The 15,040-nt window shown below is 32.5% G+C and carries 17 protein-coding genes; 6 read left to right on the forward strand and 11 right to left on the reverse strand.

Going from position 1 to position 15,040, the window contains the following annotated elements:
* Window positions 1-44: 44 nt before the first annotated feature.
* The 6 genes from B5X64_RS04565 to B5X64_RS22970 all read right to left on the reverse strand — a co-directional run bounded on the left by B5X64_RS04565 (window position 45) and on the right by B5X64_RS22970 (window position 6,104).
* The gene (locus B5X64_RS04565; RefSeq protein ID WP_079464127.1) at window positions 45-710 is read right to left on the reverse strand and encodes an ankyrin repeat domain-containing protein; all 666 of its coding nucleotides are present in this window, start codon (window positions 708-710) and stop codon (window positions 45-47) included.
* Between the two features lie 18 nt (window positions 711-728).
* Entirely contained in the window at window positions 729-2,060 is a 1,332-nt protein-coding gene (locus B5X64_RS04570; RefSeq protein ID WP_079464128.1) for an amidohydrolase, read from the reverse strand.
* A 148-nt stretch (window positions 2,061-2,208) separates the two neighbouring features.
* The gene (hemL, locus tag B5X64_RS04575; protein ID WP_079464129.1) at window positions 2,209-3,492 is read right to left on the reverse strand and encodes a glutamate-1-semialdehyde 2,1-aminomutase; all 1,284 of its coding nucleotides are present in this window, start codon (window positions 3,490-3,492) and stop codon (window positions 2,209-2,211) included.
* A gap of 95 nt (window positions 3,493-3,587) precedes the next feature.
* Complete coding sequence (locus B5X64_RS04580; RefSeq protein WP_079464291.1) at window positions 3,588-4,646, reverse strand: glucosaminidase domain-containing protein; 1,059 nt, start codon at window positions 4,644-4,646, stop codon at window positions 3,588-3,590.
* Window positions 4,647-4,727: 81 nt separating this feature from the next.
* Window positions 4,728-5,636 carry a 1-aminocyclopropane-1-carboxylate deaminase/D-cysteine desulfhydrase gene (locus tag B5X64_RS04585; RefSeq protein WP_079464130.1) on the reverse strand — a complete coding sequence of 303 codons (909 nt, stop codon included), beginning with the start codon at window positions 5,634-5,636 and terminating at the stop codon, window positions 4,728-4,730.
* 141 nt (window positions 5,637-5,777) lie between these two features.
* Window positions 5,778-6,104: a hypothetical protein gene (locus tag B5X64_RS22970; protein ID WP_079464131.1), complete on the reverse strand. Its 327-nt coding sequence runs from the start codon at window positions 6,102-6,104 to the stop codon at window positions 5,778-5,780.
* A gap of 31 nt (window positions 6,105-6,135) precedes the next feature.
* Between B5X64_RS22970 and B5X64_RS04595 the strand changes: the two genes are divergently transcribed.
* The 3 genes from B5X64_RS04595 (at window position 6,136) to B5X64_RS04605 (ending at window position 8,825) form a co-directional block, all read left to right on the forward strand.
* Window positions 6,136-6,318, forward strand: coding sequence for a C1orf53 family protein (locus B5X64_RS04595; protein WP_047480711.1), 183 nt, complete (start codon window positions 6,136-6,138; stop codon window positions 6,316-6,318).
* Window position 6,319: 1 nt separating this feature from the next.
* Window positions 6,320-6,847: a DUF4136 domain-containing protein gene (locus tag B5X64_RS04600; RefSeq protein WP_066680045.1), complete on the forward strand. Its 528-nt coding sequence runs from the start codon at window positions 6,320-6,322 to the stop codon at window positions 6,845-6,847.
* 184 nt (window positions 6,848-7,031) lie between these two features.
* Window positions 7,032-8,825, forward strand: coding sequence for an endonuclease (locus B5X64_RS04605; protein WP_079464132.1), 1,794 nt, complete (start codon window positions 7,032-7,034; stop codon window positions 8,823-8,825).
* Window positions 8,826-8,876: 51 nt separating this feature from the next.
* On the opposite strand, the gene B5X64_RS04610 is transcribed toward B5X64_RS04605, so the two are convergent.
* Window positions 8,877-9,842 (reverse strand): hypothetical protein, encoded by a 966-nt coding sequence (locus B5X64_RS04610; protein ID WP_079464133.1) that lies wholly within the window; start codon window positions 9,840-9,842, stop codon window positions 8,877-8,879.
* A gap of 137 nt (window positions 9,843-9,979) precedes the next feature.
* Entirely contained in the window at window positions 9,980-10,765 is a 786-nt protein-coding gene (locus B5X64_RS04615) for a hypothetical protein (protein ID WP_079464134.1), read from the reverse strand.
* 338 nt (window positions 10,766-11,103) lie between these two features.
* Between B5X64_RS04615 and B5X64_RS22975 the strand changes: the two genes are divergently transcribed.
* The 3 genes from B5X64_RS22975 to B5X64_RS22985 are packed head-to-tail and all read left to right on the forward strand — an operon-like array spanning window position 11,104 to window position 12,277.
* A complete protein-coding gene (locus B5X64_RS22975; protein ID WP_079464136.1) occupies window positions 11,104-11,403 on the forward strand; it encodes a transposase in 300 nt (99 codons plus the stop codon).
* A complete protein-coding gene (locus B5X64_RS22980) occupies window positions 11,400-12,107 on the forward strand; it encodes an IS3 family transposase (protein WP_249414633.1) in 708 nt (235 codons plus the stop codon). The genes B5X64_RS22975 and B5X64_RS22980 overlap by 4 nt, the downstream gene beginning before the upstream one ends.
* Window positions 12,104-12,277, forward strand: a complete 174-nt coding sequence (locus tag B5X64_RS22985; RefSeq protein WP_228418738.1) for an IS3 family transposase — start codon at window positions 12,104-12,106, stop codon at window positions 12,275-12,277. Before B5X64_RS22980 ends, B5X64_RS22985 begins: the two co-directional genes overlap by 4 nt.
* A gap of 96 nt (window positions 12,278-12,373) precedes the next feature.
* On the opposite strand, the gene B5X64_RS04635 is transcribed toward B5X64_RS22985, so the two are convergent.
* The 3 genes from B5X64_RS04635 to B5X64_RS04645 all read right to left on the reverse strand — a co-directional run bounded on the left by B5X64_RS04635 (window position 12,374) and on the right by B5X64_RS04645 (window position 15,039).
* The gene (locus tag B5X64_RS04635; protein ID WP_079464137.1) at window positions 12,374-13,576 is read right to left on the reverse strand and encodes a hypothetical protein; all 1,203 of its coding nucleotides are present in this window, start codon (window positions 13,574-13,576) and stop codon (window positions 12,374-12,376) included.
* Window position 13,577: 1 nt separating this feature from the next.
* Window positions 13,578-13,937 (reverse strand): M23 family metallopeptidase, encoded by a 360-nt coding sequence (locus tag B5X64_RS04640; RefSeq protein ID WP_079464138.1) that lies wholly within the window; start codon window positions 13,935-13,937, stop codon window positions 13,578-13,580.
* Window positions 13,938-14,007: 70 nt separating this feature from the next.
* Window positions 14,008-15,039, reverse strand: a complete 1,032-nt coding sequence (locus B5X64_RS04645) for an XAC2610-related protein (RefSeq protein ID WP_123920969.1) — start codon at window positions 15,037-15,039, stop codon at window positions 14,008-14,010.
* Between the last annotated feature and the right edge of the window lies 1 nt (window position 15,040).

A 15,040-nucleotide genomic window follows, 5' to 3' on the forward strand; every position in this document is an offset into this window, starting at 1 on the left:
AAATTTATGCAGGAAATCATTTTCAGAATATAAGTTTAGGTAGTTTAAGATTCTAAAATTTTTACAATCTCTTTATATCCTAAAGATTTTGCGTGTTCCAAAGCGGTAACTCCGTCGTTATCGGGAATATCTTTTGCTCCTTTATCTTTAAGGATCTGAACAATTTGCTGATATTTTAAACTTCCATCACCTAAAATTACCGCTTCCATCAAGGCAGTCCATCCCAATCTGTTCACATGATTGATCGGAAAACCTTCTGTATTTGCCAAAACTTTTACCGTTTCTACATGACCTCTTTCGCAGGCAGGAATTAAAGCCGTTCCGTTGTATCTGTTGAAAACGTCAAAACGAGCTCCGTTTTTTAGAAATAATTTCACCAATTCGGTCTGTCCGTTTGCACCGGCAAATAAAAACGGACTGTCCAATTGTTGATCCTGCAGATTAACATCCGCTTTATATTCGACAAGGATTTTTGCAATTTTTATCTTTTTTCCTACAGCTGCAAGAAGCAGCAAAGATCTTCCTCTCGAATCTTTAGTATTCACATCGGCTCCATTTTCCAAAGCCGTTCTTAATCCTTCTGCATTATTGCTCTTTACAAGCTCAATCACCTTTTCATCATTAACCATAATTTCTTTTACAGGTTGAGAGAAGCTTTTTTCGCAAGCATTTACACTGATAAAACACAACACAAAAAACAAAACTTTCATTGCCTGATTTTTATTTAATTAAAATACCACGTTCCCTCTATAAATAAGAGATTCTACGTTTGAAATTCTTGATACCGCTTCTGCCGAACAACTTGCATTCAGCAAAACAAAATCGGCATCATCACCCGTTTTCGGCCATTGCTGAATGCCTTTATCATCCAAAGGAGTTAGATTTGCCGTGGCCAATTTTAAACTTCTTGAAAGCAAAAATTCAGTCGACTGACCGTAAAGCTGAGCATAAAGATTGGCTTTCTCCAAAACACTTCCGGTTCCGTACGTATTCCAATGATCGATAATACTGTCGTTTCCGGTATAAACGGTTACATTATGTTTTTGTAAAGTCGGAAGCGGCATAATCAAATTTCCGATAGGAATCGTTGAAGCAATTCCCACTCGAGCATTGCCTAATTTTTCGGCAATCTCTTCTTGTTTTATTTTATCTAATTTACCTAAAATAAAACAATGACTAAAAAATGTTTTTCCTTTTAAAGAAGGATTTTCATTCACTTTATCGATAAGGTATTCAACCGTTTTCAAACCTGATTCTCCGGTTTCATGAAGATGAATGTCAATTCCTTTTTGATGATCTAAAGCGAGTTGTACCGTAAAATCAATTGTTTTTTCAATCGCTCCGTCAATCGTGTAAGGATCTACTCCACCGATAAAATCGATATTCATCTGAGCTGCTTCTTTCAAATAAGGAACAGAATTTTTGTAAAAAACTCCGTGTTGCGGAAAGGCAACAATTTCTGCTCCGAAACTTTTCTTTTTATTATCTAAAGCTTTCTGTAGATTTTTCAAAGAATCGAGCTTGGAAGTAGGCTCAATATTCACATGACTTCTTGCAAAAGCAGTTCCTTTGGACTGAATCAATTCAATCATTTTTTCTGCTTTGTAGGTAGAATTTTTCAGAATTTCCGGCATGATTTGTTCTTCCAAAGCAATCATTCCTTTTACTCCGCCTTTTCTTTTTCTTACAGCCTGCCATTTGTCGCCATAAAAAGTTTTATCTAGGTGAATGTGCATATCTTTAAAAGCCGGAAGCATCAGAAATCCCTTTGCATCCACCGCTTTCGCTTTCGGATTATTTGGAGCTATTTTTGTAATTTTTCCGTTTTCTGTTTCCACTAAAAACAAATCTGTCTTTGTAGAAATCACTTCGCCTTCTTCATATTCAAAACCGGTTTCAAGGCGGACATTTTTAAGAATTAATTTACCATTTACTCCTAAAACTTTATCTTCAGAAAGCGTTTTTGCACTCATCACTTTAGGCGTTAAAGTAATTCCAGCCATTGCTAAAGCAGAGCTTTTCAAAAAATCTTTTCGCGAAATATTATTAGACCTTTCCATATTCAATTTCTATGATACAAAATTAGTAAGAACTAAGGTCTTAGAATTGTATCATTTATCACATTGCTTGTATGAATTTTTGATTTTAGAGAAACAAAAAAGGATGAAGTTTTAAACCTCATCCTTTGTAAATTTATGTCTTATAATTTTAAGAATACTGAAATTTTCTTACAGCTTCTAAAGTCATATCGATTTCTTTGTCTTTGATCGCATCGCTGATGAAATACGTTTCATAGCCACTTGGCGGAAGATAAATTCCGTTCGTTAACATCTGATGAAAGAAATTATTAAACAGTGCATGATTAGCATTCTGTGCCTCATCAAAATTAGAAACCGCATTGATGTGGAAGAAAACCGACATCATTGAGCCTTTTCTGTTGATCCTGTGCTCAATTCCTTTTTCACTTAAAATTTTTCCGATTTCAAAGTCTAACGTTTCTGTTGTTTTAGCTAATCTGTTGAAAAATTCAGGGTCATTTTTAATAATTTGCAAAGTTTTTAAACCTGCTCTCATTGCCAAAGGATTTCCACTTAGTGTTCCTGCCTGATAAACGCCACCTTTTGGAGCCAAATGGTCCATAATTTCGTTTCTTCCAGCAAAAGCTCCTACCGGAAGTCCACCTCCGATCACTTTTCCATAAGTTACCAGATCGGCTTTCACATTAAACAATTCCTGAGCGCCACCAAATGCCAATCTGAAACCTGTCATTACTTCATCGAAGATCAATAAAGCTCCGTTTTCGTCACAGATCTTTCTTAATTTTTGTAAGAAATCATTTTCAGGAAGTACACAACCCATGTTTCCTGCAACCGGCTCAATAATTACCGCTGCAATTTCACCCTGATTATGTCTGAACAGATCTTCTACCTGCTCAAAATCATTATATCTTGCTAACAAAGTATCTTTTGCTGTTCCAGCCGTTACGCCCGGAGAATTTGGATTTCCAAAAGTTGCTGCACCACTTCCCGCTTTTATCAAAAATGAATCTGAATGACCATGATAACAGCCTTCAAACTTGATGAATTTATCTCTTCCTGTAAAACCTCTTGCCAGTCTGATCGCGCTCATGCAAGCTTCTGTTCCTGAAGAGACCATTCTGATCTGGTCGATATTCGGAACATTTTCAGTGATGAATTTTGCGATCTCAGTTTCCAATTCAGTGGGTGCACCAAAAGAGAAGCCTTTTTCTGCCTGAATTTTTAATTCTTCTAAAACTTCAGGATGTGTATGACCCAAAATTGCAGGTCCCCAAGAATTAATGTAGTCTACATACGTGTTGTCATCGGCATCCGTAAGGTAAGCACCTTTCGCAGATTTCATAAAAACGGGAACTCCACCCACCGATTTAAACGCACGAACCGGAGAATTTACACCTCCCGGAATATATTTGTAAGCCTCTTCAAATAAAGCTGAACTTCTTTGGTATTTCATTATTATTTAGTTGATAGTTGATGGTAATTAGTTGATAGCAATTAATTGTCAGTTCTTAAAACTAACAACCATCAACTAAAACCTAACAACTGATTTTAGTTTCTAGGTTTTTTGTCAATCAGATAAATAAGCTGTCCAGCGGATGGTTTCTGACCTTCATCCATTCTGTTTTTAGCGTATAATTTATGGAGTTTAATGCCAAATTTCTGTGCGATATCATACATATCTTCGCCAGATTCGGCTTTGTAGGTTGCTGTATTTCCTTCAGAATTTTTAGATTCCAAGAAAACGACCTCATTTTTCACTAATGCAGTTCCTTCTAGCTCATTCCACTTGGTTAATTTGCTTTCGCTAATTTTAAATTTCTTAGCTATATACTGTACATCAGTATCTTCAGGAATCACAATATACTTTAAACCGCCATTCGGATGGCTTTTGATTAAAATTGAATTAAGGATTTCTGCTTTGGTTTTTATTCTCTCCACTCTCTGTTGTTGCTGTGCATAAGAAGTCGCTTTGTAAGGAACTTTTACAGTAACAGGTGTTGTCGTTTTTTTTGTGGCTTTTGCAGGCTCCATTCTTGCCATGAAAGTACGGTCGTCTTTCAGATCTGGATATTTTTTCAGAACGGCATACAAAACTTCTTTAGAATCTACTTCATCAAACTCATACAGCTTATATTTTTCAATTTTACCGATAAGAATTGATGCATAACGAGGATTGGTAGCGTAACCTGCTTTTTTTAAACCATGTGCCCAAGCTCTGTAATCTTTCATATCGAGATCAAAAAGTTTGGTGTAATATTTTCTTGTTGCCAAAAATATAGAGTGGTCTTCGTAAGATTGTTTAGGATCGTCATACACTCGGAAGCACTCATTTGGAGCATCATCGGTGTGCTTCATTGTTTTTCCGGTCCATTCTTCTTTACATTTTATACCGAAGTGGTTTTTCCCTTCCTGCGCCAAACGGCTTTGTCCGCCACCGGTTTCCAAAAGTCCTTGTGCAAGCGTAATTGAAGCTGGAATTTTGTATTTTTCCATTTCTTCCACCGCATATTGGGCAAATTTCTGGATGTATTGATCTTCTGTAGCCCAGGTCTGAGCTGAGAATTTTGATAAAACTAAAAGGCTAATTAGTAAGAAAAGTCTTTTCATGTTTTTTTGATTTTTAAAGCCAGACAAGTAATTTACTTGTATTTTAAAATGGTCGTATGAATTCATCATACTTTTTCGGCTTTACATTATTAAATTTCTATTTTGTTTTTCTAAAAGCAAATTGGCCCCTTCTATTCCTTGCAAACCTCCGGTATGAAAACACAGAATTTTACTTCCTTCAGGAAAATAATCAGCATCGATCATTTCAAAAACTTTCTGCATCATTTTTCCTGTATACATTGGTTCTAAAGGAATATTAAATTTCGCTTTAAAATCATTGATAAAACGAATATTTTCATCATTTATTTTACCATAACCGCCAAAAGCAGCATCGGTTAGATGAAAATTTCTTTTAGAGGTTAATTCTGATATTTTGCTTTCTAAAGAAAAGTCTTCAACTACCTTAAAACCTATAACCTTCTGATTATCTTCGCAAAATTCTGAAATCCCCGCCAAAGTACCTCCGGTTCCAACTGATGTGCAAAGATAATCAAAATCTTTTGTATCGTCATTGAGCATCATTTTTACGCCCTGAACAGCGTTTTTATTGGTTCCGCCTTCAGGAATTATTAATGCTTCAGGAAATTCATGCTGCAGAAACTCAGTTAGTTTTTCTTTATGGCGATATTCTTCACGGGAGACAAATTTTAAATTCATTCCGTTTCTTTTGGCAAAAACTAAAGTCGGATTATCCCGCCATTTTTTTTCTAATTCTTCACCTCTTATAATGCCTAAAGTTTTAATTCTAAAAAGATTTCCTGTGGCAGAAACTGCAGAGATATGGTTTGAATAGGCTCCGCCAAATGTGATGATTAAAGGGTTTTCCGGCAGAGTTTCTAAATAATTATTGATATTATAAAAAAGTTTCCAGTATTTGTTTCCTGAAATTTGAGAATGAATGAAGTCTTCTCTTTTGATGAAAAGTTTTAATTTTTTATGAATTGGAATTTCCTGAATCGGAATAGTTTCTGTAGGAAGTTGTAATAGCATTTCTTTGTTTAAATGATATTTATTTTAACAAAAATAGTTTTTTTGAATCACCCGTCAAAAATTCATTGAATTTTCACTACCCCTCCAGAGAATGGGAATTTTGAAACGTTTAGTAGAAAAATAATTAAAAATTGAGAATTATTATAAATATTTTCTAAAACTCCAAAATTTTCTTTTTTTCAGATAATTTAAATCATGTTCCATTGAGTAAGCTTCTCTTTCAAAAGAAATTGCATGATAGGCTGCATGTGCATTTTTAAGTCTGAAAAAATGATAGTAATATTCAACAATGTATAAAATGTAAAAGAAAATTACTAGCAACTCTAATTGTTGTCTGATATGAATTTTTTCATGATTGATCAACACCCTATTCTTCTTATCTTCAGGATTTTTAATGAATATAAAAGGATAGAGTGTAATACCATTTATTTTTGTATTTTTGAGAAGCCTTTGGTACACAATTATCATGATAACAAATATAAAAGTTTTGATTTAACTTATGGCTCTTTTTGAAATCAAAGAAGGTGAAGACTTTTACTACAACGAACAGGGTTACAAAGTTTTTACCGAAAAATTCCATCTTAAACGTGGACATTGCTGTAAAAGCGGCTGTAGACACTGTCCTTACGGATACGATAAAAAGACAGACACATTTATAAAAACCAATAAAAAAAATAAATAAAATGAAGAAATATATTTTTATTTTGCTTGCGGCAAGTTTAGGTTTGTCGTCTTGTAGCCCCTTCAAAGTACGTTCAGATTATGCTCAAACTGCTAATTTCACGACTTATAAGACCTACAAAATCAGAATCGACGATTTGAAATTAAATGATATCGATAAAGAAAGAGTTTTGAATGAATTGTCTAAGCAGCTGCAGATGAAAGGCCTTCAACCGGGAGAAAATCCTGATTTGATTGTCAACGTAAAAGCTAATCACAAAAAAATCACTGAAATCAATAGTACCAACCCCTATGGAATGTGGGGCTGGGGTGGCGGTTTCGGCTGGGGTATAGGAATGAACAGAACCTGGACGAGTAATTATAACGAAGGTGCAATCATTGTAGACCTTGTAGATTCTCAAACTCAAAAATTGGTGTGGCAGGGAATCGGTAGCGGAATTGATGTAGACAGACCGAAAGCCAAACAAAAACAAATTCCTCAGATGGTGGCTGAAATTATGGCAAACTATCCTCCGGGAATGAAGAAATAAAATTTTTATTTTAAATTATATTAAAAGTCAATACAAAATTTGTGTTGACTTTTTTTATGTAAAATTTTACATAAACTTAACCTGTTTGTGGAAAAGATAATTGCTTTTAAATTTAATAATAATAATAATAATGTAATTTTACATTCACCAAATTGTTTTATTCTTACCCAAAAATTATATTATTATGAAAAAACTGCTTTTATGTATAGTATTCTCTCAGCTTGCGTACGCACAGGCTCCTGCAGGATATTATAGTTCAGCGAACGGATTGTCTGGAGCTTCATTAAAAACCGCTTTAAGCAATATTATTACAAACGGACATCAAGACAAAGGTTACAGCGGACTTTGGACGGCCTACAAAACCACCGACATCGATAAAAATTATGAGAATGATGGTTCTATTCTTGATATTTATTCAGAAAGACCCACTTCTACAGACCCTTACAAATTCACTCCTGGAAATAATCAGTGTGGTACCTACTCTACTGAAGGAAATTGTTACAATCGTGAACACATCGTTCCTCAAAGTCTTTTCAATGAAGGTTCGCCTATGAAAAACGACATTCACTTCATCAGAGCTACCGATGGAAAAGTAAATGGAATGCGTTCTAATTATCCTTTCGGAAAAGTAGGAACGGCAAGTTTTACTTCTTTAAATGGTTCAAAATTGGGAAGCTCATCATCTTCAGGATTTTCAGGGACCGTTTTTGAGCCTATCGATGAATTTAAAGGTGATGTAGCCAGAATGGTTTTCTATTTTGTAACAAGATACCAAAGCAAACTCTCAACATTTTCTACCGGAAATATGATTGGAAGTTCAGCATTTCCCGGATTACAAACCTGGGAACTCAATGTGCTTTTAGCTTGGCATAATCAGGATCCGGTTTCTCAGGCAGAAATCAATAGAAATAATGCTTCCTATACTTTTCAAGGGAACAGAAATCCGTTTATAGACAATCCTAATTATGTAAACCAAATTTGGGGAGGACAAGCTCCAACAACAGATACGCAAGCTCCTTCAACGGTTACCAATTTAACGGTTTCAGGAAAAACATCAAACACTGTTTCTATTACATGGAATGCAGCAACTGATAATGTAGCCGTAAGTTCTTACGATGTTTACATGAATGGAAATTTAAAAACCAGCGTTTCTTCAACTTCAACGACAGTTACAGGCTTAAATCCTTCTACAACTTATAATTTTTATATTAAAGCTAAAGATGCCGCAGGAAATTCTTCTGCAAACAGTTCTACCGTTTCTGCTACGACGAATGCGGGAACAACTAATCCTAATCCAATAGGTTGTGTAAATGAAACTTTTGAAACAATCCCAACAGCAAGTTCGTCATCGTATTCAACAAAAACATGGACGAGCAACGGAATTACATGGACCGCAACAGATTCAAGAAGCGATCAAACCATTTCTAATAAAGCCATTACTGTAAGAGACGGATCTTTGAAATCGAGCAGTTTGGCAAACGGAATAGGATCTTTGACGGTTACAACACAGCTTAAATTCAGTGGAAGCAATGGAAATTTTACGGTCCAGGTAAATGGTGTAAATGTAGGAACAGTTCCTTACAGTACGACGGCGACTACGACAACCATAAACAACATCAATGTTTCTGGAAACGTTGTGGTGACTTTGGTTAATAATTCTTCAACTAACAGAGTCGCGATTGATAATCTGAGCTGGACCTGCAATAATTCGTCTTCAAGACAAAGCCAGGAAACAAATTTTACAGCCGAACAAAAAGAGTTACAGATTTATCCAAATCCTATTACGAATCAGGAAATTTTTGTGAAAGGCGAGACACAGAATATTAAAAAAGCGGAAATCTATAATCTACAAGGGAAAGTAATGCAAACTATTAACAATCCTTTCAAAAATGGAAAGTCAATTAAAATTAAAAGTCTTTTGCAAGGTGTTTACATTTTAAAGCTTGATGAATCTACTTTGAAATTTGTAATCAAGTAAAGTTTTTCAGAAAATTAAAAAGACTGTTTCTATTTTGAAGCAGTCTTTTTTTTAGAAAGAGAAAATTCTAATATTTTCAATTGAAAATTCTGTGGAATATAGAACTGCAAATTCTTTGTAAGAATGTGATACTTGCAAAGTTTTAATCATTCCGGTATTTTTAGCAACTGTTATCTTTCCTGTGAAATTATCTTGGTTTTTATCTTTTAAGGTTTGATTTAATAAAACCTCTTCTTTATTATCGGTTAATTTTACTGTTTGTTCGATACTTAATAATGACTGATTTAAATAAATTTCAAAGAAAGACTTCCCGTTTTCAAAAGGATTTCGGAAAGATGAAAAGTAGTTTTTCATAAACCAATCTTCTTTCATTTTTTGATCAAAAACATCAGGATTTAAGACAACATATTCAAATTCTTCAAGGTATATTTTAGCATATTTGTCAGGAAAAAAATCCAGTAAATTTTCTTTAATCTGATTAAAATTATTTAAAATTTCTTTCTTTAAAGCAGTTCGCAAAATTTCCCCTTTGGTATTCACAAAAACTTCAATCGGATATAAAGACTTCATGCTTTCAATAGCCAGACTTTCCATTTTTGTATCATTCTGATTTGAAAACTGGTCTTTGGTAAAATGAAAAAGATGTTCATCAAATTCGTTTTTCATCCATTGTAAAGATGCGATATAAGAAAATCTGTTTTCAACGGTTTTGCCTTCTGTATTTGATGATTCTTTAATTGTAATTTTAAATTTTTCATTAAAGCCAATCGGATTAAAACCAATTTTCGGATTTAGTTTCGTACTTTTAAAAGGCGCATCGTTTTTATCATTATAGGTTTTAATTGTTATAAAATCGGGTAACAACAGTTTTTTTCCGGAAATCAAATCATCAACAATAAAATCTTCTTTCAGGCAATGTTGATTGTGAAATTCTTTAAGATAAATAGGATTTTCAAGCCCTATTTTTTCAGCAATATTTTCGAGGGTATCTCCGGGAAGTATAAAATGGATCATCATGTTTTTATAAATGCCTTTATGATAGTGTGTTTATGAAAAGAGATCATTAATTTACTAATTATTTTTAAAACTAAGTTTGATTATTTAGCTTTTTTATGATCGGCTTTCTAAGTTTTAGACATTCAGTTTAATCTCTGCTATTTCTTTTTCTTTAGCTTATAAGTTGTAATTTCACCCGTAGTTTTATCAAGTAAATCGCTGGTCAGAATAAAGTCATCATTTTTTCTTATGATTGAAAACTTCGAATTGCTATTATCTTTTTCCTGTAGAATAATTTTGTTTGGATTACTATTCAGGATAAGTAAATCTTTGTCTAAAATCTCATTATAGCTATCTAATCGAAAGGTCGCTTTATTATCTTTAATATCAATATAAATCATCGCATATGCACGTGGATCGGCAGATTCTTCTTTAATTCGAAGAAAATTGCATTCATATTTCCCATTCCAACTTTTGTTTAATGAATTATTTTTTAATTCAAATTCCCATTTTTTTAAAATCTTATTTTTGTCTAAAAATGAGACTGAATATCCGCTTTTCTGATTTTTTATTTCGACCTTGTTGTTTGCATAATTGTAATTATTAAATTTGAATACATCAATTATTTTATACAATTCCTGATCTTCATTTGACACCAACTTTTCTATAGTGAACAAATAATTTTCTTCATTATTTTTTTTATAAATAGAATACGTTAAACTGTCATTTTCATGTATTTTATCTGACTTGACAAAAGTGTAGGTATTGAGTTCATCACCCGAATAAAATTCTTTTCCTACATAGAGCTCATCTTTGTACTCTATTTTACTAGTTTCTTTAGGAAAAGTAACTTTCGCAGGAGATACTTCTTTAGTATTTTGCTCTTTACAATTAATGAAAATTAGGATTAAGAAAATCCACTTTAGTTTTAAGATTATTTTCATATTACTAACAAAAAATATCCATATTTAATTTCTGACTTTAGACTGCTTATTATATATTTTAGTGCAGTTCTTTTTTGTATTGCTTATTACTTTCAAAAGTTCTGTTATTGTTTTTTTCAAATCAACATTAATATTTTGACTGCACTTTTCCGTGTAACCATCCTGCCACGATTCAGATTCGCTTTTAATTTTTTTTAAAATCAACTTATTATTTATACCCGAAACCAAATAAGTATTCTGAAGATATCCTCTATCCGGAAATTGGGTAATAATTTCGAATCTGGATATACTAATTTAACGTCCAGTAAAAGTTAAGCATAAAACCTTAATTTTAATGTATGAAAAGAGAGCGAAAAATCTATGATCCTGCTTTTAAGACCAAAGCCGTTCAGCTAAGCAATGAGCGAACTAATATCTCGGAGCTTGCGCGAGAACTCGGAATCACAGTCACACTGCTTTACAAATGGCGCAAAGAATATGAAGAATTTGGGGAAGGTAGCTTCCCGGGGAATGGAAATTTAAAACTCACACCCGAACAGGAAAAAATCCACGAACTGGAGAAAAGGCTCAAAGATGCAGAGTTAGAACGTGACATATTAAAAAAAGCAATTGGCATTTTTTCCAAGACCGGTCGATGAAATATGAATTCATTAAAAATCATGAATATTTATTTCCGATTGAAAAAATGTGTAATGTTTTAAAAATAACTTCCAGTGGTTATTATAAATGGAAAAACAGGCCCTTTAGTAAGAGATTGCTTTCGAAAGAAAAAATAAAACAGCAAATAACTTCAATTTATTTCTCATCAAAACAACGCTACGGAAGTCCTAGAATTGCATTTGAGTTGAATTCATTAGGATACAAAATATCACGAATTACGGTGGCGAAATATATGAAGGAGCTTGGCTTGAGAAGTAAATTAAGCAAGAAATTTAAAGTTACTACGAACTCTAAACACAATTATTTGGTAGTAGAAAATGTGTTGAACAGGAACTTTATAGCAGATAAGTCCTCAAAAGCTTGGGTTTCTGACATCACTTATATTCACACCAAAGAGGGGTTTTTGTATTTGACAACAATTATTGATTTATATGACCGGAAAATAATCGGATGGAGTTTGAGCAAGGGAATGAGTACCGAAGAAACAAGCCTTGCGGCTTGGAAAATGGCTGTCAAAAACAGGAAAATAGTTGATGGATTAATTTTCCATTATGACCGGGGTGTACAATATGCAAGTAAGAAATTTGCGAATACTGTTGAATTTTATGGCGTTACAAGAAGTATGAGCCGTAGAGGAAATTGTTGGGATAATGCAGTGGCGAGAGCTTTTTTAAATCATTGAAAACGGAACTCATTTATGGCAACAAGCTAATTACAAAAGAAAAAATGGAGCTGGAAATTTTCGAATATATCGAAGTCTGGTACAACAAAAAAAGACGTCACAGCACACTTAATTATCAAACAATCGAAGAATTTAATAATCAAAACAAAATTTATAAAAATGTAGCTTAACTTATACTGGAACTTTTATTTGCATATTCACCCTTACCTTTAGTTTGATAAATTTTCAATTGAAGCAAAAAGCAAATTTTAATCTTTAAAACTGTATCACTTTTTATTTTTCAACTTTTTCAAAAATGATTCATTAACATCCTGAAATTTGATTTTACCGAGATTCTTTTGAGTCCAGACTTTAGAAGGTATTTTTTTATCATGATTGCTTTTATCAAAATATTCTTCTCCATATTTATATAAAAAGATTTCATTATTTTCTATTTTAAAAGTAGTAAAACCATTTACTAAAACATTGTAATCATAACATGTCTGTGCTTCAATGGTAAAGTAATTATCTTTTACAACGATATTACTAAAGCCCTCAGAGGCACATGTATTATCTACAGAATAAATCAAATTATTATTTTCTTTCCATAATTCAAATCCACTGTTAGTGCCCTTAAAAATTTTGATTGGCAAATGGAAATGTTCCTGATCAAATTTATCATTTAAAGATGTGTTTTTATATACCTCAATCTTATCTTTAATACCATCTCCATTTAAATCATGGATAATCTCCTGAACTGTCGCCATAGAAATTTTACTTTCTGGTGAATTTCCCTTCGCAATACTTTTAACTAAATCTTTTAAATTAATTCTTTGTTGTCTTTTTAAGTTCTTCAATTCCATATCTGGTTGTCTAGTTTTTCCTTTAAAAAAAACAAAAGGTAACTCTCGCTGATTATCAGGCATCGTGTGATCGTCATCTCTCGGATAATTATTATCTAAAGAAACCAATAATTTTTTATCTTTATCAACAGCTAATTCTTTAATATCATTGGGATAAGCCCAAAAATTATTATCTCCGTATCTCTCATCTTTCAATCCTGGATTAAAATATAATTGCAGAATCTCGTCATTATTTTTAATCTTATAAATTGCATAATCTACCCCATCTTCATATCCTTGTGCTCTTATGATCTCTTTTTTATTATCATCATCTAAATCTGCAAACCATTTATAATTAATGGAAACAAAAGGATAAGAAAATTCATGAATAAGATTTCCATTTTTATACCAATATTCAAAATATTTCTCAGAAAGCGAGTCGACTGCAGTAACAATCAATTCGTCGTCAGGATCATTATCTATATTAATTTTTTCCTGTTTTTCAATTTTTAATTTTGAAGGAATATTTTTTAATATATAGGTTTTAACTTCATTAATCACCGCCTTCTGATCCGCCTGTTTATTCTGTTTACAGGAGAAAAATATTGATAAAAGAAAAATGCTGTAGAATATTTTAAAATTTATCATATTAAGTTCCTGTTTGAGTTGTTTGATCTGTATTAATATTTACAGCCTTTCCTAATTCGGGAATTTCTGTAAGCGGACTAAATGAAGGTTTAGACATTTTTGCTTTTCTGACTTCAAAATGTAAGTGAGCCATTTTTGCAGCCTGTCCATTAGCATTTCCTGTCTGCCCGGTTTTACCAATAGGGTCACCAGCTTTAACTTTCGTCAAATTGTCCCTACTATCTTTTGCGATAATATCTACTGAACTTAAATAGAAAAAACAATATGTAGTACCATTGTACTTACCTTTCAGATTAATACATTCTCCATAGCTTGCGGAAGTATATATTTCATTGACTTCACCATCTACACAAGCATAAATTTAAGTTCCAGTTGGAGCGCATAAATCTATACCCAAATGTGTACTTGAGTCTCACATCTTTTCAAAAATATCACAAAGGTTTTTCTTCATAAAAAGTTTGCTTCCATTTATTAGAATTTTGTAATTGAACCTTGAAGTTAACTTGGCTGCAACAGCCACTCAAATGTAAAAATGTTAAAGTTTTATTTTTAAAATCTATATTTCTTGGAAAAAATCTAACCTGATCTGTCAAGTAATGGTCAATTTTGAACTTTCCGTCTTTATCCTGAATAAAATATGCATATAGTGTTCCTGCATTTCCACCCACATAGTTTGCAATAACGAAATCTTCTAAGCCATCGAAATTGATATCCACAATTATAAATTCCGGTAAGTTTTGCTTATTGATCTTCTGATTTATACCAGGATCATTAAAAAAAGAAACTGCCTCTTCTGGTACAGAATAAATATATTCAGGATTAAAATTAATTAATTGATTTTGAGCACTTTTATCAATTATCTTTATTTGGAGTGCTCTCGGCTTCTTTTCTTCAGTAAAGGAGACTGTTTTAATAAAGTAAGTAAAATTAGCAGTTTTAAATAGTTGTTTATCATCAGTTATTGTACGAAGCTGATCCTCTTTTCCATTGATGCTATTTTGTTCATTTTTAGAATTCAACTTAAATGTCCATTTTTTCACAAGTTTTTTATCCAACAATAAATTTAAAATTTTGTGATCAGAAAATTCTTCAATTTTTACATCAATATTTTTCGATTTGAGATTCACGGTATCCATAATTCGATACTTTGCAACATCCGGATTTTGTAAAAACTTATGAACTGCAAATATATAATTTTCACTATTTGTTATATTATATAAACCATACCATATGCTATCAATAGCAGTTTCTTTGAATTTTAGGGTTTTCACATCAACAAGTTCTGTCATTTCGTTAAATTCTCTATTGATATAAATGTCATTTTGTCCCTTTGTTCTTTTAACCTGTTCTATTGATTTGATGTTGATTTTTTCGGCATCAGTTATCATTGTGTTACTATTTTTACCACAAGATAAAAAAGTTAGTAAAACTGACAGTATATAAATATAGGTTACTCTTTTCATA

Source organism: Chryseobacterium balustinum (assembly GCF_900168205.1).
Classification (GTDB): Bacteria; Bacteroidota; Bacteroidia; order Flavobacteriales; family Weeksellaceae; genus Chryseobacterium; species Chryseobacterium balustinum.